We start from the raw sequence: 24,301 nt of genomic DNA, 5'->3' as shown, positions 1-24,301 counted from the left end.
GAACTAATGCTAACTAATCTCTACAAGGGCAGGACCACTGCCCCTTATTCGGCGCAGAGACTGCGCCAATTGGCAAGTGCGGCGGCGCGGTTGAGCTTGAAATTTGGTCTGGAGTTGAGGCTGCGCTCCAAATTGAACAGGTTGTAAACCGAGGGCGATTGTATACTTTGCAAATAACCTGAGCATACCCACCCTATCACGCCAAGGCATGTGTCCGCTCAGTCTTTGGCGGGCTTTTTCTCTTTCGGCTCCTCGCGCATCTTTTTCAATGCACGCTTGAACGTTTCTTCATCTCCATCCGCCTCGACTTCACGGGCGAGTTCCTTGAAGCGCTCAAGTTGAGATTTGTCCTTTTCCAAGCCTACAAGATAGTCGCAATCACTGGACAGAAAAAGGGGCGATCCGAAGATCGCCCAAGGGTCAGGACTCATAGCCAATAGATGACGGTTGCCGCTAGGGCGATGGCTGAAAGGAAGACCTTTGGGCATCTGTAGTAACGGGTTGCGACGCGCCGCCAATCCTTCAACCTGCCGAACATAATCTCGATCCGGTTGCGTCGCTTGTAGCGCCGCTTGTCGTATTTGACAGTTTTCTTGCGTTGCTTTCGATCCGGGATACAAGGACGTATCCCTTTGTCTTTCAACGCTTCTCTGAACCAATCGGCATCATAGCCTCTGTCGGCAAGTAGCCAATCGACCTTCGGCAGGCTGCTCAGCAACGCTCGGGCGCCAATGTAGTCACTGACTTGTCCGGCGGTGACGAACAGATTCAGCGGTCGCCCCAGGCTGTCGCAGATGGCGTGCAGCTTCGTGTTCATCCCGCCCTTGGTGCGACCGATCAGACGGCTACGCCCCCCTTTTTGACGCCCGAACTGGACGCCGTACGGTGTGCTTTGAGATAGGTCGCATCAATCATCACGGTCTTCTCCTCGCCGTGATCGGCTGCCAGTCCCATCATCATCTTTGCGAAGATGCCCTTATCGCTCCAGCGCTTCCAACGGTTATAAAGCGTCTTGTGCGGACCGTATTCCTTGGGCGCATCGCGCCAGCGTAAGCCATTGCGATTGATGAAGATAATCCCGCTCAACACACGCCTATCATCGACGCGAGTTTTGCCGTGGGACTTGGGAAAGAAGGGCTGGAGACGCGCCATCTGGGCGTCGGTCAGCCAGAAAAGATCAGACATGTTCACCGCTCGTTTTCGAACCGTGAATCACGACACCCCTCTGAAATCAATGGGTCCAGACCCTAGGTTTGCCAATACTTCCCAAGCGCGCTCTTCTGAGTTGATTTCAATGCGCATTAAAATCCCTTTCCGTGAATTGCTTTGCAAGCAATCAGAATGAGCCGACGAGGTAAAGTGGAGAGTACCGGAGTGCGCACCAGATTTTGTGAATTGTGTTGCGGGAAACGTTACGGGATTGGCTTGAATCCCTTTGGTGGCTTCAATGTGAAGCTTTATTTTATTTAATAAAATCTATACATTAAGTGAAAAAGTGGCGCACCTGAGAGGATTCGAACCTCTGGCCTCTGCCTTCGGAGGGCAGCGCTCTATCCAGCTGAGCTACAGGTGCCTGCGGTGTTAGCTAACCTTGTTCCAGCCCGTGTGCAATACCAAAATCCGCGAGTGGTTTGGAACTCAAGCGAACAAATCATGCGCGAGTTCCAAGGCCTCAATTAACGTATCGACCTCATCGCGAGTATTATACAGGCCGAAACTAGCGCGACATGTCGCCGTGACCCCAAGGTGATCCATCAGTGGTCCGGCACAATGGTGCCCTGCTCGTACGGCGACCCCTTTCTTGTCAAGGATTGTCGAAACATCATGAGCGTGCCCGGCCCCGTCAAGCGTGAAACTGAATATGGCAGCCTTGTCTGGCCGTGTGCCCTGAACCTGCAACCAATTCAAGCCTGTAAGACGTTGAAGGGCATAGTCCCGCAGGTCCGCTTCATGCGCTGCGATGTTCTCCATCCCCAAGTCCATCATGTAATCCAGCGCGACCCCTAAACCGATCGTCTGCACGATTCCGGGTGTTCCAGCCTCGAACTTCATCGGCGGATCGTTATAGATCACCTGATCTTTAGAGACTTCCCTGATCATGTCGCCACCGCCGATAAACGGGCGCATTTCGGCCATGCGATCGGACTTGATGAAAATTGCCCCCGATCCGGACGGCCCGTACAGCTTGTGACCAGTGATTGCATAAAAATCACAACCGATGTCCTGAACATCAACTGGCATGTGCACGGCGCCTTGACTGCCATCAACGAGAACCGGAACACCCTTGGCGTGTGCGCCTTTTGTGATGGCTTTTACATCGACAACTGTACCCAACACGTTCGAACACTGGGTAATCGCAACCAGCTTCGTTTTTGGGCCGATCGCATCGATAACAGCTTGCGGGTCCAATCCACCATCGGCATCTACATCAACCCATTTCAGGACGACCCCCTGGCGTTCTCGCAGGAAATGCCAGGGCACAATATTCGCATGGTGCTCCATGACACTTAAGACAATTTCGTCACCGGGTTCCATACGCGGCATCGCCCAGCCATACGCGACCAGGTTGATCCCTTCGGTTGTCCCCGAATTCATTACGATCTCGTCTTCGTTTCCCGTGTTGAGAAAACGCGAGATCGTGCCGCGAACGGCTTCGTATTTCTCGGTGGCGAGATTGGATAGAAAGTGTAGCCCACGATGGACGTTGGAATACTCTTCGGCATAAGCGCGCGTCACCGCGTCGATCACAGCCTGAGGTTTCTGCGCGGATGCGCCATTGTCCAGATAGGTCAGCGGCTTGCCGTTCACTTTCCGTGATAGGATCGGGAAGTCAGCGCGGATCTTTTGAACGTCATACATAAGCAGGGGTACCCGTAATTGGCCCTCCGACGAGGGATAGAAGAAGTATAGCCAAAACGGCAATCGCCAGGATGGAAAGCACCAGAACGCCGGTTGCAACCGCCAGGGAATTCAGCCGATGCGCCTGATCGATAAAATGGACGGTGATGTAAATGCCGACCAGAAAAGCCACGGCAGACAGCAAGGCCGACAGGATCGGGACGGTCAGCAGAAAAATCATTCCTGCGGCCTGAACCAAGACCTTGAGAAACTGCAACCAAACAAGCAAAACCATCACGTCACTAAACGTCCCGGTACCCCCCATCCGGATACCGATCTGGTGAAATGCCACAATGGTCACGATCAAACCGCCGCCAACTACGGCGGCATAAGGGATCACCGAGCCGACAAGCGCGGGAACCTCGACCCCCATGGATGATAGGATTAGATTCGATGTCGCCTGAAGGGCCGCGTTGAGCACGATTGCCAGTGCCAGAGCGAGCCACAGCACCTCGCGTCCCAAGTCAAGCGCCAACAATCTTCGGGCAGCCTCTGCCGGGTCCACGACTGTTTTCTTTGCCAGATCGCTCCAGAATCCCATGCTCATTCTGTTGTCCTCTCGGCTTGCACCAAACCAGACAACCAAAACATCATGAATACTACCAGCCAAACAATTCCAACAAAGTTCAAAGCAGCACCCTGTCCGATAAAGCCTGCAACAAGACCGTTGAGAAGTACGAGTGGCGTCGACGCCAAAAGCGCCCAGAACAGAGCAAGCCGCGCGCCATAACCAGTGCCACCGCCCCCGAACAGTCGCGCAATCAGGTGTGACACCCAGGCCAATCCATAGAACAGCAACGGCAACAGAATGACTGAGCCCAGCAATGCCCCTCCCATAGTTGCGTTCAGGTCCAGCCCTTCCATGTGAGCTTTCCGGGCAAGCCCGGGCATTTGCGCGATAAATGCAACCACGCAAAAGACCATCACAAATGCCAAGGCGCGATCCTCGCGCTGCCCCATAGCCAAGAGGCGACGCATGACGCGTCCAGGACCACGGTAGGTGGCGACTATGTCAGATGTGACCGGCATTAGCTGCGTCGAGCCAACCACGCTTCGAGACGTGCGACGATATCCCCTGCCAATGCCTTGTCTTCGATCTCGTCGACTGCCTCGGCTAGAAAGGCCAGCGTCAACATGTTGGTCGCTTCCTTGTGTGGAACGCCGCGAGACCGCAGATAGAACAATGCCGTTTCGTCGATCGCACCTGATGTCGAACCATGCGAACAGGCCACGTCATCGGCGTAAATTTCCAGCTCGGGCTTAGCAAGAAACTGGCTATCCCCATCCAATAACAAAGACTGGCTGATCTGATAGCCATCTGTTTTCTGCGCACCTTCTTTAACCAGAATCTTGCCTTGAAACACCCCGGTCGCACCGTTGCGCAGGACTTTCTTGAACACCTGGCGGCTCTCGCAATTTACGGCGTCATGGGTGATGAAAACAGTGTCGTCATGGTGGAAATCACCGTCGCCCACGCATGCGCCGGAAATATGCGCGACAGCATCGTCACCGGTCAGCTCAATAACCTGTTCATTGCGGGTCAGCACACCATTTACGGTCAGTGTAAACGACTTGTAGATAGAACCTTCGCCTAGGCGGGTGAAAATATGTGTCACCGCCCGGCGTTCATGATCGCGCCCCTGAGCCCGAACGTGATGCAGCGTGCCACCGTCAGCGATGTCGATCTCCATACATTTGTTGAATCGCGAAGCCGCTGGCCCGTTTTCCAGAATGGTTGCTTCCGCTCCAGATTCCACCCGGATCACATGATGCAGAATCACATCGGAAGCCTCTGAATTATGGGTGTAAATCAAGCTGATGGGCTTGGATGGCTTGCCAATGACGTGAATGGCAACTCCGTCGGCCGCAAAAGCGGTATTGAGCGCTGCCAGAGGACGCTGAACGGGTGACTGCCCGCGCGCTTCAAGTACGCCATATAGCTCCTTGGCCCAATGGATGTCCTTGCAACAGATGTCTTTCAGCCGCTCGATCCGGACCCCTTCAAGTTCCAGATTATCCGAGGCCTCTGGGTCGAATACGCCATCGACAAAAACAATCTTTAGACGTTCGAACCCGTCGAACATCATTGCTTCGTCCGAGACGAAAACTGCAGCTTTCGGGGCGTCGGTTTGAATCAATGTATCAGGACGTGTGTATTTCCAATACTCGTCCCGTCGGCTTGGAAGACCCATTTCGTGCACACGGGACAACGCATCTACCCGCGCTTCCTGTGTGCACCCCGCCTCGGGAAGGCTCATAGAGGCCAAGCGAGCCTCGGTGACGGAATGTTTAACTTCGGGCAACGCCATCAGTTCACCTCGGCCAGGATGTCGGCATATCCGTTATTTTCGACTTCAAGTGCCAGCTCCGGACCGCCGGTCTTGACAATGCGACCATCGGCCATGATGTGCACAACATCGGGTTTAATGTGATCTAAAAGGCGCTGATAGTGAGTGATGACAAGGAACCCTCGCCCCTCATCCCGCAGCGCATTCACACCTTCGGCTACCAATTTCATCGCGTCCACGTCCAGACCGGAGTCGGTTTCGTCCAGAATGCACATGCGTGGCTCAAGCATGGCCATTTGAAGGATTTCGTTGCGCTTCTTCTCACCGCCCGAGAAGCCCACATTAACCGGACGCTTAAGCATATCGGCGTCGATCTTGAGCGTCTTGGCCTTGGCGCGTACCACCTTGAGGAATTCGGCGGCGGATAGTTCCTCTTCGCCCCGCGCCTTGCGTTGCGCGTTAACAGCCGTACGCAGGAACGTCATATTACCAACGCCGGGAATTTCGACCGGGTACTGAAAGGCCAGGAACAGGCCCAACGCAGCGCGTTCTTCGGGATCAAGTTCCAAAAGGTCCTCGCTACCCAACGTTGCCGACCCTTCGGTTATTTCATATCCATCGCGCCCCGACAAAACATAGCTGAGGGTAGACTTACCCGACCCATTCGGCCCCATAATCGCGTGAACCTTGCCGGCTTCGACAGTCAGGTCGACGCCTTTGAGGATTTGCTTATCCTCTTCTTCAAGTTTCACGTGCAGGTTTTTGATTTCAAGCATGTTTTCCTCGTTTTCGTCTCGTGCCCGCACTCAAGGGGCGTGTGATTTTCGTTCTGTCTTCAAGCTTTGGTCATGAAATGAAAGATTTTCTTCAACCGGTTTGCCGGGATCGGCGTCGGATTGACTTCAAATACTCCAAGCCTGCCGATGACCTCCGGCTCGCCAAGGAACTCCTCGACCTGTCGGTGCCATTTTCGGTTCGCGTAATCATCAAAGATCAGGGTAACGGGCCGCTCGATGTTGAACGCCGTTGCCAAGGCGCAGCCAATGCGAAACCGGCCGTCGACGAACACGACGTCGGGGTGACGAAAGCCTGGACGGGTCCAAACATCCAGCGCATAACCGGGAAACCGTCTCCAAGCCTCATCCGTCACGGGATGCCCCCAATCGCCCGTCGGCCCGATATCCGACCAGATGATTTGCACGGTGCTTCCCAATGCGGGTGGGTTTTGATCAATCCAGTCCTGCACGGTCCGCGCCCATGCCCGGTCACTTTCAACCGACGTGATATGGGTGCCGGGAAGCTCCGATGCCAAAACCGTGGACCCGCCGGTACCGTATTCAAGGATGACATCCGCTTCGCCATAGGCCAACCGCAACGCATCCGCCTCGTCCCGAGGCAGGATGAGCTGCGGGCGTTCTGATTGAAGCGGCTGAAGTGTCACGCATCCATTCCTTGATCTTGCGAGCGGCGCCGTCGGGATCGAAGACTTCGTTTAACCCACCGACCCTTCCAAAGAAATCGCGACAAGCTGCTGCGCTTCCATGGCAAACTCCATCGGCAATGCCTGCAGGACGTCCTTGCAGAAACCGTTCACAACCAGTGCAACGGCTGCTTCCTCGTCCATGCCGCGCTGGCGGCAATAGAACAACTGGTCGTCGTCCACCTTGGATGTGGTCGCCTCGTGCTCGCAGCGTGAGGAATTGTTACGAACTTCGATATAGGGAACCGTGTGCGCGCCGCACTTGCCCCCAATCAGCAAACTGTCGCACTGCGTGTAGTTCCGGCTGTTCTTTGCTTTGGGATGCATCGAAACAAGCCCGCGATAGGTGTTCTGGGCATGACCCGCGCTAATACCCTTGGAGACAATGCGCGATTTGGTATTCTTGCCGAGATGCACCATCTTGGTTCCGGTATCGGCCTGCTGATAGTTGTTGGTGATCGCGATCGAATAGAATTCACCCTGGCTGTCATCGCCGCGAAGGATACAAGATGGGTATTTCCACGTCACGGCACTGCCGGTTTCCACCTGCGTCCACATCACCTTGGAGCGATCGCCCCGACAATCCGCGCGCTTTGTCACGAAGTTGTAGATTCCGCCCTTGCCATTCTCGTCGCCAGGATACCAGTTTTGAACGGTCGAGTATTTTACTTCGGCGTCCTCTTCCACAATGATCTCTACAACAGCAGCATGCAGTTGTGCGGTGTCACGCTGAGGAGCAGTGCAGCCTTCCAGATAGGACACGTAAGAGCCCTTGTCCGCGATGATCAGCGTGCGCTCGAACTGGCCGGTGTTTTCTGCGTTGATACGGAAATAGGTGCTCAGTTCCATAGGGCACCGGACGCCTGGCGGCACATAGACGAACGAGCCGTCAGAGAACACGGCTGAATTCAGCGTCGCATAGAAATTGTCTGATACCGGCACAACCGAGCCAAGGTATTTCTTCACCAATTCAGGATGTTCACGGATCGCCTCGGAAATCGAGCAAAAGATCACTCCATGCTTTTTTAGTTCATCCTGAAAAGTGGTACCCACGGAAACCGAGTCGAAAACGGCATCCACCGCAACCTTGCGGCCTTCGGCCGGCGCATTTTCGGCCCCTTCAATACCCGCAAGAATCATTTGTTCTTTCAAAGGAATTCCAAGTTTTTCGTATGTGGCCAGCAGCTTGGGATCAACGTCATCCAGCGATTTGGGCTTTACTTCCATCGACTTAGGGCGGGCATAGTAATACTGGTCCTGAAAATCAATTTCAGGATATTTGACCATGGCCCAGGTTGGTTCTTCCAGTTTGGACCAGCGTTCAAACGCAGCCAGGCGCCAGTCGGTCATCCAATCCGGCTCGTCATTCTTGCTTGAAATCAGACGCACGATATCTGGATTTACACCCTTGGGTGCGTATTCCATCTCGATCTCGGTTTCCCAACCGTACTTGTAGGTTCCGACCTCGCGCACCGCATCTACGGTTTCCTGGTCGACACCATCTTTGACCTGCGTCTGGTCCAAAGCCGCCATGGCCCTCTCCTTGTCTGTTCACACCGCGCGGGTGCGATATTTCTTGTGCAGCTTCAGCCATGTTTCGGCAAAGCGCATTATTTCATCTTCCGTCGTTTGCGGGCCTAGGGACACCCGAATGGCACTTGCCGATTCGACCTTGCTGTATCCCAACGCCGCCAAAACCCGACTGGTCTTGACCTTGCCACTGGAACACGCCGAGCCCGCCGAAATGGCAAAGCCGGCCAAGTCCAATGCCATCACTTGCGTTTCCCCTTTCCAGCCGGGGGTAACTATACAGGATGTGTTGGGCAAGCGCCGCTCATCTTTCCCGACAAAAATAGTCTCTTTTGCCGATTCCACAAGGCAAGTTTCTAGAATGTTTCTAAGTTTTTCGACTTGCCCCCATGTTCCATCGGCAAGTTCCCTGACAGCGGTTTCTATTGCGGCACCGAAACCGGCAATTCCAATGACATTTTCTGTCCCCGAACGTCGCCCCATCTCCTGACCTCCGCCCGTCAAGATCGGTTCGATATCCAGGCCTTGCCGCAGGATCAACGCCCCTACTCCCTTAGGCCCGCCAATCTTGTGCGCCGACAGGATAGCCATATCGGCGCCACTCCAAGCAAAGGAAAACGGAATTCGCCCAACCGCTTGCGTGATATCCAGCAACAGCCAATCGGCGCGACGCGCTCCATAAGGCCATTGCCCTTCGACCTTTGGAAGCGGATCGGTAATGATTCCCGTCTCGGAATTCGCCAACCCCATGGCCAATGTATGTCCGGGGCCGAAAGGCCGCTCCTGAACGTTGGACAGGTCAAAGTGCGACCAGAGAGCATCATGAGCGGTGCTGTCTACAAAAACGTCACACTCCGGCGGACGTTGGGCCAAAACTTGCGCTGCTTCGGTCGCCCCGGAAGTGAAAACCACCTCTTTCGGCCGACACCCAACCGCCTCGGCAACCTGCACCCGCGCCCTTTCAACCATTGCTTTCGCAGCGCGACCTTCCGCATGGACAGAAGAAGGGTTGCCACACACGTCCATCGCCGAAACCATTGCCTCGCGCGCTTCTGGGCGAAGCGGCGTTGTGGCGTTGTGGTCGAGATAAACACGTTTCATGGATGCATCTTTTCTAGCGGCAGATAGGATGTCGGGCGCGGATAGCCAAAGTCAATGCGGCGGGAATTGACCAAAGTCACGCCACTGCCAGTTAGTCATCGACAACCGAAAACAGGCTCGGAACCGCGGGACAAGGGGCAAGTTCGTTTTCGATGACGTCGGACAACCGCGTCTGGTGCAGAAAGACATAGACATGCGCGCTCAGGCTCTCCCACAGGCGGTTCGTCAGCGATTGTGCCCGACTACCAGAAGACGCACCGGATGCGCCTGCCCCTTTGTGCATTGCGTCGACGGTTTCGTCGACGGCAGCCAGGACTTCGACGATCCGGATTTTCGATGCAGGACGCGCCAACCTGTATCCCCCACCCGGACCGCGAACGGAGGCGACAAGATCGGCGCGGCGAAGTTTGACGAACAACTGTTCGAGGTAAGGCAGGGAAATGTCCTGGCGGTCGGAAATCTCACCCAGCGTAACAAGTGCATCTGCCGGCTGAAGTGCAATATCCGCGAGCGCCACCATCGCGTAACGACCCTTGGTCGACAGTTTCATTTGCTTTCCTCTCAGCCTGACATGCGCGAAATCATTGACCTTCTCGCGGCCAGTGCGTATCTCCCACTGACAGCGTCGCAATGCAACGCCCGACAATTAGAACCGCTCTAAGGTGCCCGACGAATACCGTCAAGAATATCCCGGCGCCGCATGAAAACAGACAGGACAAAAGCACACATGCCAGAGGTGATTTTTCCCGGACCCGAAGGCCGCCTGGAAGGCCGTTACCACCCGCAAAAGGAAAAAGACGCACCGATTGCCATCGTGCTGCATCCACATCCGCAATTTGGCGGAACCATGAACAACAAGGTTGTCTACAACCTGCACTATGCCTTTTACAACATGGGGTTCACCGTTCTGCGCTTCAATTTCCGGGGCGTTGGCCGCAGCCAGGGCGAATATGATCAAGGTATCGGAGAATTGAGCGACGCGGCGTCGGCGCTGGACTATCTTCAGTCCATGAACAACAATTCGAAACATTGCTGGGTCGCCGGATTCTCTTTCGGCGCGTGGATCGGCATGCAACTCCTGATGCGCCGCCCGGAAATTACCGGCTTCATCAGCGTCTCACCGCCCGCGAACATGTATGATTTCTCGTTCCTGGCCCCCTGCCCGTCTTCCGGATTGATCATCAACGGCACGTCGGACCGCGTGGCGCCTCCCGCAGATACGACTTCCCTGGTGAACAAACTGCATGAGCAAAAAGGGATCACCATCACCCATACCGAAGTCGAGGGTGCCGATCACTTTTTCCAGGATCAGCATATGGACACGTTGATCACCGACGTGTCCGACTACGTAAAACGCCGCCTGACGGAAAATACCCGCTGATGTCTTCGAGCGTTGAAACGCTGGCCGCAAAACTGGCCGAGGATACGATGAAAGTGATGGATGAAACCAATGAGGACCGCCTGTTCATGGAGGTCAGCGCGGTATTGGGGGCGGCTTCCCAAACTCTCGAAGAGGCGTTTCTAACCGAAATTCGCGTACGCATGGCTGAACGTAAGGCACGGCAATTTCTGATCGGCAAACTGTCGAAGTTCAGAGACAAGGCGCAAGCCAAGGAAAAGCAATGACCGAACGCCTGTCCGCGCAGATCGACTTTCTAAAAGCGGCGGACAGGTTGAAAACGGTCGAACGCGCGAATGCTCTCCTTGATCTGTCTCGTCCTGAAAACTCTGCCGAGCATAGTTGGCACCTTGCCTTGTGGGCCTTGGTCTTTTCCCCAATTGCAGAACCTGGGGTGTCCATAGACAGGGTCATCAGGATGTTGCTTTTGCATGATCTTGTGGAAGTTGAAGTTGGCGATCATCCCATTCATTTGGAAACAGATTGGGAGTCTGTGGCAATCAAGGAACGCGCGGCAGCCGAATCTTTGTTTGGTTTGCTTCCTTTGGATCAAAAAGCGGTGTTCTTGTCGCTCTGGAACGAATTCGAGGCAGACGAAACGCTTGACGCCCGCTTCGCCAAACGCTTGGACAGGTGCCAGCCGCTGTTTCAGGTTCTTTGCGCTCCGGTCCCGCGGCCCGACCACATGGGGATCGTACGGGAGAATCTGAACGGCGGGCGAGCGGCCTATCTGCGTCACGAGTTTCCCGAAGCCTACCGGCACGCAATGGATTTGCTGAACGGTTCACAGCCCGATCACTCCTCTTCTTTTTCCAGCCGTCTGCCCTTTCTCGTGGACGCTGATCAATTGAAATCGGTCAACAGGGCGTCCAGGCTCTTGGACAACTCCCGTTGCGAAAATTCTGCGGAACACTCGTGGCACATCATGCTCTACGCATGGGTGCTGGCAGAATATGCCCACCCCGAAGTTAGGATTGATCGGGTTCTGCGCATGCTATTGCTGCACGACATTGTCGAAATCGATGCTGGAGACCACCCTATTCACGGTCAGGTTGATCATGCGGCCCAAGCCGAAAAAGAAATGGCCGCGGCCGCACGTCTGTTTGGCCTCCTGCCTTCTGCGCAAAAAGAGGAATTTACCGATCTCTGGCTTGAATTCGAAAACGCCGAAACACCGGACGCGTTGTTCGGCAAAGCGGTTGACCGAATTCAAACCCCTATTGCAAACCTTCAAAACGGCGGCGGCACGTGGATCGAATATCAGGTCAGTTTTGATCAACTAGAATCCCGGGTCGGATATCCGGTAAAGCGCGGTGCGCCGGAATTGTGGCAATGGCTGCAACCTCAGCTGAAACTGTTCTTCGATGTGATCGAACCCGTGAACTGAAATCCGTTCTGGGTTCTTTCACAAGTGGAAAAGGGGCCTCTAAGCCCCTTTTCCTGACCTCGGTAGCGCTGTCTATACCGGCACACTAGCCACTCGCTCAACATTTCTGGCTGCATCTATGTCGACGGACCCCCCGTCTGCAAGCCACCCAAGCGCCACTATTACGGCCGAAATCAAAATGATCTTTTTTGCAAAAGCAGTCATTGAAAACTCATCAACATTTGAACTCACCAATAACCCGTCAGATACACCTTGCCGGCATTCGCCGCTAGTCCGGTTTCCCTGACCCCGCGTTAACCTAGGGTGCGTGGCACCACCTTCGATTTCTCTTGCGGTGGAAACCTTCATTGTGTTCAACGACTGACCAACGTGACGAGAACGGTTTCGTTTAGATGCCCAAAGCCTACCTGATCCTCCTTCTGGCCGTGATGGCCGAAACAATCGGAACGACGGCCCTGCAAGCCAGTCAGCAGTTCACGCGCCTGTGGCCTTCTGTTCTGGTCGTTATCGGCTATGGGATCGCCTTCTATTTTCTGGCGCTGACTCTCAAGGTGATGCCAGTGGGAATCGTTTATGCTATCTGGTCTGGCTTGGGAATCGTTTTCATTGCTCTGATCGGCTTCGTTGCATTTGGACAAAAACTCGATTGGCCCGCCATTGCTGGACTAAGCCTGATCATCATCGGAATATTGGTGATTCATCTTTTTTCGCAGTCCACAAGCCACTGACGGCGCGTTTGGGCTGGTATCTTGTGTCCTGCCGCGCTATGCGCGCGGCAACTTTCCGTTCAAAGGCTGACCTCTCATGGACCTTCGCAATATCGCGATCATTGCTCACGTTGACCATGGCAAGACGACTCTTGTCGACGAGCTGCTCAAACAATCCGGCGCATTCCGGGAGAATCAGGCCGTGGCCGAACGCGCCATGGACAGCAACGATCTGGAGCGCGAGCGCGGTATCACTATCCTCGCCAAGGCGACCTCGGTCGAATGGAAGGGCACCCGGATCAATATCGTTGACACCCCTGGCCACGCCGATTTCGGCGGCGAAGTGGAGCGTATCCTGAGCATGGTCGATGGCGTTGTACTGTTGGTCGACGCCGCCGAAGGCCCAATGCCGCAGACCAAGTTCGTGACGTCCAAGGCGCTTGCGCTCGGCCTGCGTCCGATCGTCGTTCTGAACAAAGTCGACAAACCCGATGCCGAACCTGACCGCGCGCTTGACGAATGTTTCGATCTGTTTGCGAATCTGGGCGCTGACGACGACCAGCTTGATTTTCCGGCCATGTATGCCTCTGGCCGATCTGGCTGGGCAGATGTGGAACTGGACGGGCCGCGCAAGGATTTGTCGGCGCTGTTCGATCTGATCATTGACCACGTTCCCTCTCCGAAACAGGCGGCGCACAAGGGCGAGCCGTTCCGCATGCTGGCAACCACTTTGGGCAACGATCCCTTCATCGGGCGCATTCTGACGGGTCGTGTCGAAAGCGGTACACTCAAGGCCGGTGAAACCCTGAAGGCGCTGAGCCGCAATGGTGCGCTCATTGAGAACTTCCGTGCCTCCAAGATCCTCGCCTTTCGCGGCCTCAGCCAACAACCGATCAATGTAGCCGAAGCTGGTGACATTGTCACAATTGCGGGCATGAGCAAGGCGACCGTCGCCGACTCTCTGGTCTCGCCACAAGTGACCGAGGCACTTCCGGCCCAGCCCATCGATCCGCCGACAATCTCGGTAACGTTTGGCATTAACGACTCTCCGCTGGCGGGACGGGACGGCAAGAAGGTTCAGTCCCGTGTGATCCGCGACCGCCTGATGAAAGAGGCTGAATCCAACGTCGCAATTCAAGTTTCCGACACCCCCGGCGGTGAAGCCTTCGAAGTAGCCGGTCGTGGCGAATTGCAGATGGGCGTACTGATCGAAAACATGCGTCGAGAAGGATTCGAACTCAGCATTTCCCGCCCGCAGGTCCTGTTTCGTCATGAAGATGGCCAGAGACTGGAACCGATCGAAGAAGTCACCATTGATGTCGATGACGAATACTCGGGTGCCGTGATCGAGAAGGTGACAGGCGCCCGCAAAGGCGAACTGGTCGAGATGCGCCCGGCGGGCGTTGGCAAAACGCGCATCATCGCGCATGTCCCATCACGCGGATTGATCGGATACCACGGCGAGTTTCTTACCGACACACGCGGCACGGGCGTTCTAAATAGGGTCTTCCACGGCTGGACGCCTCACAAGGGTCCGATTCCGGGTCGGCGCGCAGGCGTTCTGATCTCAATGGAAAATGGTCAGGCGGTGGCCTATGCACTTTGGAACCTCGAAGAACGCGGACGCATGTTTCTTGGCCCCCAGGCGGATGTCTATCAAGGCATGATCATCGGGGAGCATTCCCGCGACAACGATCTTGAGGTCAACCCGCTCAAGGGCAAGAAGCTGACCAACGTCCGGGCGTCTGGCTCGGATGACGCCGTACGACTGACGCCCCATATTCAGTTTTCGCTCGAAGAAGCCATTGCCTATGTCGACGACGACGAGCTGGTCGAGGTCACGCCCAATGCCATTCGCCTGAGAAAACGCTTCCTTGATCCGCATGAACGAAAAAGGATGGCCAAATCAGCCTGAATGCTGAAAAAAATCAAGCTGACTTCAATCAACAATCCACTCAAAATCTTCTGATTTCATTCAATTAGAAGACAACTCACACCAAAGGCCCTCGAGATCTACGCGTCTCGCAGGGCCCATTTTTGTTGGAAAAATTGAAAGCCTCACACGATCGTTAAGAATTTTCAACCTTGCCTTTGGGGCAACTTTATGGCGAAAGCTAGATTATGTTTTGGCCTCTTTGAGGCGATCATGTGCCCGATGGAAGGGACTTGATTTTGGACAGAGTGATTGGAGTACAAAATGAAAACGCGGGCACGTCTTATTCCACTGATCTTGGCGACATCGTCAATTTCAGCGATTGCTTCGACCAGCTTCGCAGCCGGCGAACGATGCACACTGAATACCGCGAAGAACTCGGTATCCACCGAAACGCTGTGTTCGTGTGGTGTCGTCGAGGCGCGGATGCTCCGTTACCTTCAAAAGCGGTCTGATTTTGAAGACATACTTGCCCGTACCACTAACGCCTGCCCAAGTTTCGCTGCTGTGCTAGTCGACTTCCCAACAGCGTCGGTAGGAAATTCCCTTGAAGGTGGTGACGGCGACGGATCATCAATGTTCGGAGGCGGAGGTACCCCATCTGGTGGCGATACCAGCGGCACACCTGGCGGAAACACGGGCGGAAACCCCGGTGGTGACACTGGAGGCAACCCTGGTGGTGACACCGGCGGCAATCCCGGTGGTGACACCGGCGGCAACCCCGGTGGTGACACTGGCGGCAATCCCGGTGGTGACACCGGCGGCAATCCCGGTGGTGACACCGGCGGCGATCCCGGTGGTGACACCGGCGGTAACCCTGGTGGTGACACTGGTGGCGATACCGGCGGTGACACTGGTGGCGATACCGGTGGTGACACTGGTGGCGATACCGGTGGTGACACTGGTGGCGATACCGGTGGTGACACTGGTGGCGATACCGGTGGTGACACTGGTGGCGATACCGGCGGTGATACTGGTGGCGATACCGGCGGTGACACTGGTGGCGATACCGGCGGTGATACTGGTGGCGATACCGGTGGTGATACTGGTGGCGATACCGGCGGTGATACTGGTGGCGATACCGGTGGTGATACTGGTGGCGATACCGGTGGTGACACTGGCGGAGGCAAAGGAAACAACGGCGGCGGCAATGGCAGCGAAGGGTCTAGCCCCGGTCAAGGTCACGGAGCCAATGACGACGAATCTGGCGACGGCAGTGGCAACGGCAACGGTAACGGCAACGGAAATGGGAACGCTGGCGGTAACGGAAACGGAAATGCCGGCGGCAATGGAAATGGTGGCTCGAAACGCTGATCGCCACCGGCCTCACATATTCCAATTACAAACCGAACTCGAAAAAGCGCGCCAAGGCGCGCTTTTTTATCCACTGTTGTTTATTGCCACCCATTTCTGTGGTTGCCTTGGGTCCTGCATTCGCAGGAACACATATCCAGTTTGGCGCCAGGGTTTGATCCGGTTCGTCAGGTTATCCAATACCAAATCCCCGCTCACTGACCGATAAACCAGCACAGCGTGTGAATTTCGGCGCGTGTCCAGCACCGTTGCAAGAAGAAGCTTCCTTGGATCAAGACCCAATCGGATTAGTTCATGCTTTTTCAAAAGGGCAAAGTCCTCACAATCGCCTCCCCTGGACGTCGGAAGAGCCCATTCTTCAGCCTTGCGATACTGTGTCTGGTCTTCAATCGTGCGCGTCGTTCGATTAACGCGGCTGTTTACGTCACTTACCAGTCTCAACTCTTGCCCGTTCGGCACAGTTGCATTTGCGACGGTCGCGCAGGCCCACGAGTAGGTTTCACACAAGTCTTTTGCTCCCGACGGAGCGGGAAACGAAACGGATACGTTGAGATAGGTATTCTCCAAGGCGATGGCACCAGTCCCAGTGGTGATACCAACAACCGTAAGAAGAGCTCCCATTGCGGTCTGCTGAAGGCGGCGGAACGAAAAGACGATGGGTTTTCGACCACATGGCAGCATGGCGACACCTCGGATTAAGTCAGAACGGTGTAGTCGCAACAGCTCTATCCAAGGGTTTTAGCAATGCATGTGGCGCCCTTGGACAGTGTCGATACGACTGCCCCTAGTGCTGAACCCGAAAAAAGGCGGAAATCCGAAACGGAATGTGGCTGATATGGGGTGATTTCTGGACAGGCAGAAACCCGCCGGTCCTAGTCCGAAAACAAAAAAACCCGGCGTACGGCCGGGCTTTTCTCAGGAAAATTGATTGCTTCCTTTGTTACTCGGTCGTCTCGACAACCAGCAACTCACGCTCGGATGCATCCCGCGCGTGGCTCAACGCCTGTTGGTACTCTGTCGAGTTGTAACACTCCACAGCAGCCTCAAGCGACGGAAAGGTCGCCACAACATTCCGTGGTCTTTCCTTTCCTTCCAGTTGTACATATCGGCTGCCGCGGGCAATGAACTTGCCACCATGCTTGGCGATCGCAGGACCCGCAAGTTCCGCGTATTTGCCGTAGGCTTCGGTGTCTGTCACCGTGACATGCGCAATCCAGAGAGCTCCCATCCTATCCTCCAATTACCTGTTCAGCTGCCTTTATGGCCGCATCCGCGTTTGTGGTGTCCTTGCCGCCACCCTGCGCCATGTCCGGACGACCGCCGCCACCCTTGCCGCCCAGTTCAGCAACCGCCGCGCGCACCAGATCCACCGCTGACACTTTACCGATTAGATCATTGGTCACCCCGGCAGCCACCGCCGCCTTGTCACCGGCATCTGCGATCAGCAACACGGCACCGGTCTCAATCCGCTGTTTATGCTCGTCTATCAGTGACGGCAGGTCCTTGCCTGACACACCAGACAGAACTTGTGAAACGAAACGGATGCCGTTGACAATGCGCGCCTCCTGACCACCGCCCTGACCTGCGCCACCGGCCATAGCCAGTTCCCGGCGCAATTGGGCAACCTCGTTCTGTAGCGCCTTGCGTTCATCCATCAGGGACTTGACCCGATCGGCAACTTCCGCCGACCGCGCTTTCAACATTCCCGACACTTCGGCAAGCGTGGTGGCCTCCCGGGTCAGATGCTCAAAAGCGACCGCTCCGGTCAGAGCCTCGATCCGCCGCACGCCCGCCGATGATGCACTATCACCAAGCAGCACGAATGTGCCAATATCGCCAGTTTGTTTGACATGCGTGCCGCCACAAAGCTCGATGGAATAAGTCTGCCCGTCCTGGCCTTTGCCGGTTTCCGCTCGTCCCATCGACACCACGCGAACCTCGTCACCATACTTTTCGCCGAACAATGCCTGGGCTCCGATCCCGCGGGCATCGTCAGGTGTCATAATACGGGTTTCGACCTTGGTGTTTTGCCGGATAAAGCTGTTCACCTCGGCAGCGACCTTGGTCAACTCTGCATCGGTCAACGCCTTGGAATGGCTGAAATCGAACCGCAGACGGTCATCCGCATTCAAAGAGCCTCGTTGTGCCACATGATCGCCAAGTGTTTCCCGAAGCGCCTCATGCAGCAGGTGCGTGGCCGAGTGGTTGGCGCGTATTGCCGTGCGGCGAGCATGGTCGACTTCCAGTTCCACAGCATCGCCTTTTGCCATCATGCCCCCGTCGACCGTCACAAGATGTGCATAGACCTTCGCATCAGCGAATTTCCTTGTGTCCTTGACTGTCGCAGCCTGAATTCGGTCATCGATCTTGCGAATGATACCGGTGTCCCCAATCTGCCCCCCGGCCTCGCCATAAAAGGGCGTTTGGTTGACAATGATCCAACCGGACTCGCCTGCGTTGATCTTTCCGACCAGCGCACCATCCACGACCAAGGCCATGATTTGGCCTTCAGCAATTTCAGTCTCATACCCAAGGAAATCCGTGGCTCCGACAGAATCCAGAACGTCGAACCACACTGCATTATCCGCAGATTCACCCGAACCGGCCCAGGCCGCGCGCGCCTTGGCCTTCTGCTCTGCCATGGCTGCGTCAAAGCCTTCGGTATCCACCGCACGGCCTTTTTCACGCAACGCATCCTGCGTCAGGTCGAGCGGAAAGCCATAAGTATCATACAGTTTGAATGCCGCCTGTCCGGGCAACGGCTGATCCGCCGCTAAACTAGCCAACTCATCGTCCAGCAGTTTCAAGCCGCGATCAAGCGTCTGCTTGAACCGCGTCTCTTCCAAAAGCAGAGTCTCTTCGATCAAGGCCTGCGCGCGACCAAGTTCACCGTATTGCGCACCCATCAATTGGACCAGCGTCGGTACCAGGCGGTGCATGACCGGATCCTTCGCCCCTAATAGATGCGCATGGCGCATGGCCCGGCGCATGATACGGCGCAGCACATACCCCCGACCGTCGTTTGAGGGCATCACGCCATCGGCAATCAGGAAAGAGGTGGAACGCAAGTGATCCGCGATAACCCGATGGTGCACGTTCTGATCCCCATAGGGGTCGACATTGGTGGCATGTGCGGAGGCTTCGATGAGAGTTTTGAACAGGTCGGTGTCATAATTGTCGTGGCTGCCTTGCAGCAGTGCCCCAATCCGTTCCAGCCCCATTCCAGTATCGATGGACTGCATGTCGAGTTCGCGCATCGAGCCGTCCTCGAACTGCTCATTTTGCATGAACACGATGTTCCAGATCTCGATGAAGCGGTCCCCGTCTTCGTCGGCGCTGCCCGGCGGGCCACCCCAGATATGATCGCCGTGGTCATAAAATATCTCGGTGCACGGACCGCAGGGGCCGGTCGGCCCCATCTGCCAGAAGTTGTCAGAGGTCGCGATGCGAATGATCCGATCCTCGGAAACACCGACTTTTTTCCAGATTTCAAAAGCTTCATCATCGGTGTGATAGACCGTAGTCAACAACCGGTTTTTATCGATACCGAAATCCTTGGTGATCAGGTCCCAGGCAAAAGGAATTGCCTCGGCCTTGAAATAGTCACCAAAGGAAAAGTTGCCCAGCATCTCGAAAAACGTGTGGTGCCGTGCAGTATACCCTACGTTGTCGAGGTCATTGTGCTTGCCCCCGGCCCGTACACATTTTTGTGCTGTCGTGGCGCGCTTGTAGTCTCGGGATTCGACGCCGGTGAACAGGTTCTTGAACTGTACCATGCCCGAATTGACAAACATCAGGGTCGGATCGTTTCGCGGAACCAACGGGCTTGATGCCACGACTTCGTGTCCCTGTTTGGCGAAGTAGTTCAGAAAGGTTGAGCGGATCTCGTTCAGCGTGGGCATGTGGCTCTCTCGACGCGCATTTGTTTGGTTCTGTGATGGTTTAGCGACGTCCCGAACGATAGTCCACAGCGCAAGGATGCGGCAAACGAAACAAGGCGACCCGATCGGATCGCCTTGCCATGTTTCACTTTATCCAGACCGACGCGAAAGTGATACTCTTGCTGTTTCGCAGGCTATCGTCACGCTTCGAGAATATCGTCCTCGTCCCCATCGGACGCCATGTCGAACTCCAGGCCGTGGGCCGCACGAATCTTGTCCTCGATCTCCAGAGCAACGCGGGTATTCTCACGCAGATAGGTTTTGGCATTCTCCCGCCCCTGGCCGATCCGTTCGTCGCCATAGCTGAACCACGACCCGGATTTCTCAACCACCCCGGCCTTGACGCCCAGATCCAGCAATTCGCCCATCTTCGAAATGCCTTCGCCATACATGATGTCGAATTCAACCTGCTTGAAGGGCGGCGCAACCTTGTTCTTGACGACTTTCACCCGGGTCTGGTTGCCGACAACTTCATCCCGGTCCTTGATGGCACCAATACGGCGAATGTCCAGGCGCACCGAGCTGTAGAATTTCAGGGCGTTACCACCTGTCGTGGTCTCCGGGCTGCCAAACATAACGCCGATCTTCATCCGGATTTGGTTGATGAAGATCACCATGCAATTCGATCGACTGATTGACGCTGTCAACTTGCGCATGGCTTGGCTCATCAACCGGGCCTGAACGCCCACGCTGCTGTCACCCATGTCGCCTTCCAGTTCAGATTTCGGCGTCAGGGCCGCAACCGAGTCGACAACAACCATGTTGACCGCGCCCGAGCGCACCAATGTATCGGTTATTTCCAGCGCTTGTTCACCTGTGTCGGGTTGCGAAATCAGTAACTCATCCAGATCAACGCCCAATTTGCGGGCATATTGCGGATCAAGCGCGTGTTCAGCATCCACGAAGGCGCACACCCCTCCCCGCTTTTGTTGTTCGGCAATGCAGTGCAGCGTGAGAGTTGTCTTGCCCGAGCTTTCCGGGCCGTAGATTTCCACGATACGGCCCATCGGCAGGCCACCAATACCAAGCGCAATATCCAGACCCAGAGAGCCGGTTGAGCTGGCCTCGATTTCCGGCAACGCATTGTCGCCGCCCAGTTTCATAATCGATCCTTTACCGAATTGACGCTCGATCTGGGCCAGGGCGCTGTCCAGCGCTTTTTGCTTGTCCGCGTTTTGCTTGCTGCTCATCGTCAGAAGATCCGCCATTGTCCTGTCGCTTTCCTTTTGTCACACCCTTGAGCGGGCGGCAATCGCTGCTTTGTTCGCCTCTTGTTCCTTATGGGACCAAAAAGAGAACATTTCAACTCAAATCTCTTAATTGAAGCTTTATCCAATTGTATTAAAGAACCCTTTACGGCACTCTGACCGTGAAATCCAAAAGAAGAACGCAAGATAAATGATTGTTTTCTATAAAGAACGCCTTGTCCTTTTGTCGGTTCCGAAAACGGGGACCACAGCATACCACGCGGCTTTGAAGGATCACGCGGATATCGTCGTTTCGGGACCTCCCGAGTTGAAGCACGCCCCCCTTCGCAGGTATGATCGTTTTTTTAACAGCATGTTTGCGAAGCTTTTCGACGTCGACCTTGAAGTCATGGCGGTCGTTCGCGAGCCGGTCGACTGGCTGGGAAGCTGGTACCGATACCGCCGCCGCCCATTTCTAGACGGCAAACCCACCTCGACCAGTGGAATCGATTTCGACAGTTTCGTCCGCGGCTACCTGAGAAGCAATGATCAGCCGGCCTTCGCCCAAGTTGGCAGCCAGGCCAAATTCCTCACTCCCCGGGCGGGTGGCGTCAATGTTTCTCATGTGTTCAAATACGATCACCAGAGCCAGATTATCGAGTTTCTGGAGAACCGGCTTAAGATCAGGTTGGAGTTGCCGCGCGAGAACGCGTCCCCTCCAATGCCATTGGTTCTTACCGAAGAGACTGAACGGCAACTACGCCACAGGTACGCAGATGATTTCGACCTTTACCAATCGGCACTTTGACAAACCTTGTCGCCACAAAACCTAGTTCAGCTGCTGAAAAACCGTTTCAGTCAACTGATTTAGCGAGAACGGTTTTGGCAGGAACACGGAATGTGCAAACTCCGGCTCTGTTTCGCCAAATGCACCTTCAGCATATCCCGAAACAAAGATGACCCTGACATCCGGCCGGTTTTTCAATGCTTTTTTTACCCAGGTCGGACCGTCCATCCCGGGCATCACAACATCCGTGACGATGATGTCCACGAGGACTTCGCCCTCTGCCAACACGGCAAGCGCCTCTTCACCCGTTTCCGCTTCAAGTACGGTATAACCTCTCATTCTCAGTGCGCGTGACGCAAAAGCGCGGACCGACGCTTCGTCCTCCACCAGCAAAACCACGCCTTCCCCATGTTTTGGAATGGGAACGGTGTTGGAATCCGACACTCTAGGTTCAATAACTTCAACCTCATGCCAAACCGGCAGATACAAAGTAAACTCGGATCCCCTGCCCTCAACGCTGTCAACAAATATGAAACCGCCAGTTTGCTTGACGATCCCATATACCGTTGAAAGGCCCAGGCCAGTACCTTCGCCAGTTCGCTTTGTGGTATAAAACGGCTCGAATACTTTTGGCAGCTTGTCCGCGGCTATCCCGACGCCTTCATCTATAACCTTGACGGATACGTATTCACCAATCGGCATCTCTGCCCTGTCGCGTTTCAGTGGTTGATCGAACGCGACAACTTCGGTTTCAATCCGAATCTCCCCACCTTTCGGCATGGCATCGCGCGCATTCACCACCAGATTCATCAAGACCTGTTCCAACTGGCGTTTGTCCGCACGAACGGGCTTCAGAACCGGGTCATGACTGAGGGTCAGCGTGATCTTTTCGCCGACAAGCCGATTCAGCAAATGGATCAAATCGGACAGTGTATCGCGCATGTCCAGCGTCTCGGGCCGCAAGGTCTGCTTTCGCGAAAACGCCAGCAATTGGCCGATCAGAGCAGCGGCCCTATTGGCGTTCTGGTTGATCTGAATAAGGTCGCCATAGTCGGGATCGCCCTGATCGTGGCGCAGAAGCAGAAGGTCGCAATGCCCCGAAATCGCAGTCAGCAAGTTATTGAAGTCATGCGCGACCCCGCCGGCCAATTGCCCGACCGCCTGCATTTTCTGGCTTTGAACAAACTGCGCCTCAAGTGTCTTGAGTTCAGTTGCATCGTTGAGAACCGCAATCAAGCTTGTTTCACCGAAGCGAACCACCTTGCTAAGCGTGACTTGCACAAACGTTTCCCTGTCCGGTCGACTCAGGCGCAAGAATTCTGACCGAGGTTTGACCGATCCCTCGATTGTTTCGCGCAGCCAGTCCCTGATCGGGCGACCAAGCCCATGCATGATCTGCTCAACAGTGGTCCCGTCTTGGGGCGTGCAACCAAGCAATTCATCGGCAAGTGGGTTCGTCTCAAGCACTTCTCCCTGGGCTGAAAGACGCATCAGCGGAACGGGCAGATCATTGAATGATGGCGCCGGAGCCATGAACACTTCAGGTCCTAACAGGCAGAGTGCGATTTTTCTGCTGCCAATTGTTTTGCGAATTTCAGCGATGGCCACCGGTACCATTCCAGTTTTGCTTTGAACTTTGACAATGGACCCGGGTCGGATGTCTTGCTCGGCAATAACTTGCTTCAGATTGCCGGGTGCGAATCCAAATAGATTGTGTGCGGCTTCATTTGCAAACTGGATCCTGTTTGATCTCCCTACCGTTACCATCGGCAGACCCTCAAAATCATCGCCGCTAAAACTGTCGCCCCCCGGAACACTGGTCAACCTCCACAAATACGTGTCTTTTCCAAGAAGCTGGGCCGATATTTTGATAATTCCGCGACCGGTTACGAGCTCATCTTGTGCCACTCCCTTCCTTTGCGCAACAGATTGCAGCCGCAACAGAACGGCCGCCGGAGACGGAAAAAAACTTCGCAGCAAAACATCGAGACTACCATGATCGTCAACATTGAAACTTGCCTTTGCAGCGGCATTCGCGAAACGCACGCATCCTCGGGAATCTGTGATAATGCCAGGAGACGTATCGCTGTGCAGATAGGAGGAAACGAGTTCGTCAACCAGCTTTGCGCGACGATCAAGGATCCACTCTCGAATGGTAGACAGAACCAAAACCGCAGACAGCGACAGGCCCACAGCATACAAACCTCGAGTTACGCCATCAGTCATGTCGCCAGCCAAAGCCGAAACAAGCACAACGACGATACAGGCGAACAACGCCATACGACGCCATGGTTTCGTGACACTCCGGTGACGGACCGGCATTGCCGGATTGGCGGTTGCAGACACTGA

The 24,301-nt window shown here is 55.2% G+C and carries 23 protein-coding genes, 1 tRNA gene and 2 pseudogenes; 8 read left to right on the top strand and 18 right to left on the bottom strand.

The annotated features are described in order from the left end of the window. Positions 1–44: 44 nt before the first annotated feature. The 13 genes and pseudogenes from AC2FLX_RS02675 to iscR all read right to left on the bottom strand — a co-directional run. Positions 45–152 (bottom strand): annotated as a pseudogene (locus tag AC2FLX_RS02675) (IS6 family transposase); the annotation flags it as partial. Positions 153–218: 66 nt separating this feature from the next. Beyond that, the gene (locus tag AC2FLX_RS02670) at positions 219–431 is read right to left on the bottom strand and encodes a hypothetical protein (RefSeq protein ID WP_496811409.1); all 213 of its coding nucleotides are present in this window, start codon (positions 429–431) and stop codon (positions 219–221) included. Then, positions 428–1,185 (bottom strand): IS5 family transposase gene (locus AC2FLX_RS02665; RefSeq protein ID WP_496811408.1). Its coding sequence is split into 2 segments (ribosomal slippage): positions 428–870 and positions 870–1,185, totalling 759 coding nucleotides; the frame shifts between segments, so codons are not numbered across the junction. The genes AC2FLX_RS02670 and AC2FLX_RS02665 overlap by 4 nt, the downstream gene beginning before the upstream one ends. 311 nt (positions 1,186–1,496) lie before the next feature. Then, positions 1,497–1,573: transfer RNA gene (locus tag AC2FLX_RS02660), tRNA-Arg, on the bottom strand. Positions 1,574–1,638: 65 nt separating this feature from the next. Continuing rightward, a complete protein-coding gene (locus AC2FLX_RS02655; protein ID WP_496811407.1) occupies positions 1,639–2,859 on the bottom strand; it encodes a cysteine desulfurase in 1,221 nt (406 codons plus the stop codon). Beyond that, positions 2,852–3,445: a YIP1 family protein gene (locus AC2FLX_RS02650; RefSeq protein ID WP_480750994.1), complete on the bottom strand. Its 594-nt coding sequence runs from the start codon at positions 3,443–3,445 to the stop codon at positions 2,852–2,854. Before AC2FLX_RS02650 ends, AC2FLX_RS02655 begins: the two co-directional genes overlap by 8 nt. Continuing rightward, positions 3,442–3,927, bottom strand: coding sequence for a YIP1 family protein (locus AC2FLX_RS02645; RefSeq protein ID WP_480750993.1), 486 nt, complete (start codon positions 3,925–3,927; stop codon positions 3,442–3,444). The genes AC2FLX_RS02650 and AC2FLX_RS02645 overlap by 4 nt, the downstream gene beginning before the upstream one ends. Then, on the bottom strand, positions 3,927–5,207 hold the full coding sequence (locus AC2FLX_RS02640; protein ID WP_496811406.1) for a SufB/SufD family protein: 1,281 nt from the start codon (positions 5,205–5,207) through the stop codon (positions 3,927–3,929). Before AC2FLX_RS02640 ends, AC2FLX_RS02645 begins: the two co-directional genes overlap by 1 nt. Next, positions 5,207–5,962, bottom strand: a complete 756-nt coding sequence (gene sufC / locus AC2FLX_RS02635; RefSeq protein WP_480750990.1) for a Fe-S cluster assembly ATPase SufC — start codon at positions 5,960–5,962, stop codon at positions 5,207–5,209. The genes AC2FLX_RS02640 and sufC overlap by 1 nt, the downstream gene beginning before the upstream one ends. A 59-nt stretch (positions 5,963–6,021) precedes the next feature. Then, entirely contained in the window at positions 6,022–6,627 is a 606-nt protein-coding gene (locus AC2FLX_RS02630) for a hypothetical protein (RefSeq protein WP_496811405.1), read from the bottom strand. Positions 6,628–6,678: 51 nt separating this feature from the next. Then, positions 6,679–8,199 carry a Fe-S cluster assembly protein SufB gene (sufB, locus tag AC2FLX_RS02625; RefSeq protein ID WP_480750986.1) on the bottom strand — a complete coding sequence of 507 codons (1,521 nt, stop codon included), beginning with the start codon at positions 8,197–8,199 and terminating at the stop codon, positions 6,679–6,681. 18 nt (positions 8,200–8,217) lie between these two features. Beyond that, positions 8,218–9,297: a cysteine desulfurase family protein gene (locus tag AC2FLX_RS02620; protein ID WP_496811262.1), complete on the bottom strand. Its 1,080-nt coding sequence runs from the start codon at positions 9,295–9,297 to the stop codon at positions 8,218–8,220. Positions 9,298–9,388: 91 nt separating this feature from the next. Continuing rightward, positions 9,389–9,847, bottom strand: coding sequence for a Fe-S cluster assembly transcriptional regulator IscR (iscR, locus tag AC2FLX_RS02615; RefSeq protein ID WP_480750984.1), 459 nt, complete (start codon positions 9,845–9,847; stop codon positions 9,389–9,391). A gap of 177 nt (positions 9,848–10,024) precedes the next feature. Between iscR and AC2FLX_RS02610 the strand changes: the two genes are divergently transcribed. From AC2FLX_RS02610 to AC2FLX_RS02580, 7 genes and pseudogenes are all read left to right on the top strand, one after another. Beyond that, positions 10,025–10,678, top strand: coding sequence for an alpha/beta hydrolase (locus AC2FLX_RS02610; RefSeq protein ID WP_480750982.1), 654 nt, complete (start codon positions 10,025–10,027; stop codon positions 10,676–10,678). Then, entirely contained in the window at positions 10,678–10,923 is a 246-nt protein-coding gene (locus AC2FLX_RS02605; protein WP_480750980.1) for a hypothetical protein, read from the top strand. Before AC2FLX_RS02610 ends, AC2FLX_RS02605 begins: the two co-directional genes overlap by 1 nt. Continuing rightward, positions 10,920–11,387: pseudogene (locus AC2FLX_RS02600) on the top strand (HD domain-containing protein); the annotation flags it as partial. The gene AC2FLX_RS02605 and the pseudogene AC2FLX_RS02600, both read left to right, overlap by 4 nt. A 75-nt stretch (positions 11,388–11,462) precedes the next feature. Next, complete coding sequence (locus tag AC2FLX_RS02595) at positions 11,463–12,083, top strand: HD domain-containing protein (RefSeq protein WP_496811271.1); 621 nt, start codon at positions 11,463–11,465, stop codon at positions 12,081–12,083. Positions 12,084–12,475: 392 nt separating this feature from the next. Continuing rightward, positions 12,476–12,811, top strand: a complete 336-nt coding sequence (locus AC2FLX_RS02590) for a DMT family transporter (RefSeq protein WP_496811263.1) — start codon at positions 12,476–12,478, stop codon at positions 12,809–12,811. Between the two features lie 76 nt (positions 12,812–12,887). Continuing rightward, positions 12,888–14,705 (top strand): translational GTPase TypA, encoded by a 1,818-nt coding sequence (typA, locus tag AC2FLX_RS02585; RefSeq protein ID WP_496811264.1) that lies wholly within the window; start codon positions 12,888–12,890, stop codon positions 14,703–14,705. Between the two features lie 594 nt (positions 14,706–15,299). After that, complete coding sequence (locus AC2FLX_RS02580; protein ID WP_496875372.1) at positions 15,300–16,037, top strand: hypothetical protein; 738 nt, start codon at positions 15,300–15,302, stop codon at positions 16,035–16,037. A 66-nt stretch (positions 16,038–16,103) separates the two neighbouring features. Here AC2FLX_RS02580 and AC2FLX_RS02575 read toward each other — a convergent pair whose 3' ends face one another. From AC2FLX_RS02575 to recA, 4 genes are all read right to left on the bottom strand, one after another. Beyond that, positions 16,104–16,658 carry a transglutaminase-like cysteine peptidase gene (locus tag AC2FLX_RS02575; protein WP_480750972.1) on the bottom strand — a complete coding sequence of 185 codons (555 nt, stop codon included), beginning with the start codon at positions 16,656–16,658 and terminating at the stop codon, positions 16,104–16,106. A 319-nt stretch (positions 16,659–16,977) separates the two neighbouring features. Beyond that, positions 16,978–17,265, bottom strand: a complete 288-nt coding sequence (locus AC2FLX_RS02570; RefSeq protein WP_480750971.1) for a DUF1330 domain-containing protein — start codon at positions 17,263–17,265, stop codon at positions 16,978–16,980. A gap of 1 nt (position 17,266) precedes the next feature. Then, complete coding sequence (alaS, locus tag AC2FLX_RS02565) at positions 17,267–19,939, bottom strand: alanine--tRNA ligase (RefSeq protein WP_496811266.1); 2,673 nt, start codon at positions 19,937–19,939, stop codon at positions 17,267–17,269. Positions 19,940–20,118: 179 nt separating this feature from the next. After that, complete coding sequence (recA, locus tag AC2FLX_RS02560; RefSeq protein WP_480750969.1) at positions 20,119–21,186, bottom strand: recombinase RecA; 1,068 nt, start codon at positions 21,184–21,186, stop codon at positions 20,119–20,121. Between the two features lie 352 nt (positions 21,187–21,538). Here recA and AC2FLX_RS02555 point away from each other — a divergent pair, with 352 nt between their 5' ends. Next, positions 21,539–21,973, top strand: a complete 435-nt coding sequence (locus tag AC2FLX_RS02555; RefSeq protein WP_480750968.1) for a gamma-glutamyl kinase — start codon at positions 21,539–21,541, stop codon at positions 21,971–21,973. 21 nt (positions 21,974–21,994) lie between these two features. On the opposite strand, the gene AC2FLX_RS02550 is transcribed toward AC2FLX_RS02555, so the two are convergent. Next, complete coding sequence (locus AC2FLX_RS02550; RefSeq protein WP_496811272.1) at positions 21,995–24,274, bottom strand: ATP-binding protein; 2,280 nt, start codon at positions 24,272–24,274, stop codon at positions 21,995–21,997. Positions 24,275–24,301: the final 27 nt, after the last annotated feature.

This window comes from Ruegeria sp. YKSF57 (genome assembly GCF_059612585.1).
This window is presented reverse-complemented; position numbering and strand designations above follow the sequence as displayed.

Excerpts from the sequence above, each read along its gene's own strand:
- AC2FLX_RS02670 (WP_496811409.1), bottom strand. The coding sequence starts at position 431 with ATGAGTCCTGACCCTTGGGCGATCTTCGGATCGCCCCTTTTTCTGTCC.
- AC2FLX_RS02655 (WP_496811407.1), bottom strand. The coding sequence starts at position 2,859 with ATGTATGACGTTCAAAAGATCCGCGCTGACTTCCCGATCCTATCACGG.
- AC2FLX_RS02650 (WP_480750994.1), bottom strand. The coding sequence starts at position 3,445 with ATGAGCATGGGATTCTGGAGCGATCTGGCAAAGAAAACAGTCGTGGAC.
- AC2FLX_RS02645 (WP_480750993.1), bottom strand. The coding sequence starts at position 3,927 with ATGCCGGTCACATCTGACATAGTCGCCACCTACCGTGGTCCTGGACGC.
- AC2FLX_RS02640 (WP_496811406.1), bottom strand. The coding sequence starts at position 5,207 with ATGGCGTTGCCCGAAGTTAAACATTCCGTCACCGAGGCTCGCTTGGCC.
- sufC (WP_480750990.1), bottom strand. The coding sequence starts at position 5,962 with ATGCTTGAAATCAAAAACCTGCACGTGAAACTTGAAGAAGAGGATAAG.
- sufB (WP_480750986.1), bottom strand. The coding sequence starts at position 8,199 with ATGGCGGCTTTGGACCAGACGCAGGTCAAAGATGGTGTCGACCAGGAA.
- AC2FLX_RS02620 (WP_496811262.1), bottom strand. The coding sequence starts at position 9,297 with ATGAAACGTGTTTATCTCGACCACAACGCCACAACGCCGCTTCGCCCA.
- iscR (WP_480750984.1), bottom strand. The coding sequence starts at position 9,847 with ATGAAACTGTCGACCAAGGGTCGTTACGCGATGGTGGCGCTCGCGGAT.
- AC2FLX_RS02610 (WP_480750982.1), top strand. The coding sequence starts at position 10,025 with ATGCCAGAGGTGATTTTTCCCGGACCCGAAGGCCGCCTGGAAGGCCGT.
- AC2FLX_RS02605 (WP_480750980.1), top strand. The coding sequence starts at position 10,678 with ATGTCTTCGAGCGTTGAAACGCTGGCCGCAAAACTGGCCGAGGATACG.
- AC2FLX_RS02595 (WP_496811271.1), top strand. The coding sequence starts at position 11,463 with ATGGATTTGCTGAACGGTTCACAGCCCGATCACTCCTCTTCTTTTTCC.
- AC2FLX_RS02590 (WP_496811263.1), top strand. The coding sequence starts at position 12,476 with ATGCCCAAAGCCTACCTGATCCTCCTTCTGGCCGTGATGGCCGAAACA.
- typA (WP_496811264.1), top strand. The coding sequence starts at position 12,888 with ATGGACCTTCGCAATATCGCGATCATTGCTCACGTTGACCATGGCAAG.
- AC2FLX_RS02580 (WP_496875372.1), top strand. The coding sequence starts at position 15,300 with ATGTTCGGAGGCGGAGGTACCCCATCTGGTGGCGATACCAGCGGCACA.
- AC2FLX_RS02575 (WP_480750972.1), bottom strand. The coding sequence starts at position 16,658 with ATGGGAGCTCTTCTTACGGTTGTTGGTATCACCACTGGGACTGGTGCC.
- AC2FLX_RS02570 (WP_480750971.1), bottom strand. The coding sequence starts at position 17,265 with ATGGGAGCTCTCTGGATTGCGCATGTCACGGTGACAGACACCGAAGCC.
- alaS (WP_496811266.1), bottom strand. The coding sequence starts at position 19,939 with ATGCCCACGCTGAACGAGATCCGCTCAACCTTTCTGAACTACTTCGCC.
- recA (WP_480750969.1), bottom strand. The coding sequence starts at position 21,186 with ATGGCGGATCTTCTGACGATGAGCAGCAAGCAAAACGCGGACAAGCAA.
- AC2FLX_RS02555 (WP_480750968.1), top strand. The coding sequence starts at position 21,539 with ATGTTTGCGAAGCTTTTCGACGTCGACCTTGAAGTCATGGCGGTCGTT.
- AC2FLX_RS02550 (WP_496811272.1), bottom strand. The coding sequence starts at position 24,274 with ATGCCGGTCCGTCACCGGAGTGTCACGAAACCATGGCGTCGTATGGCG.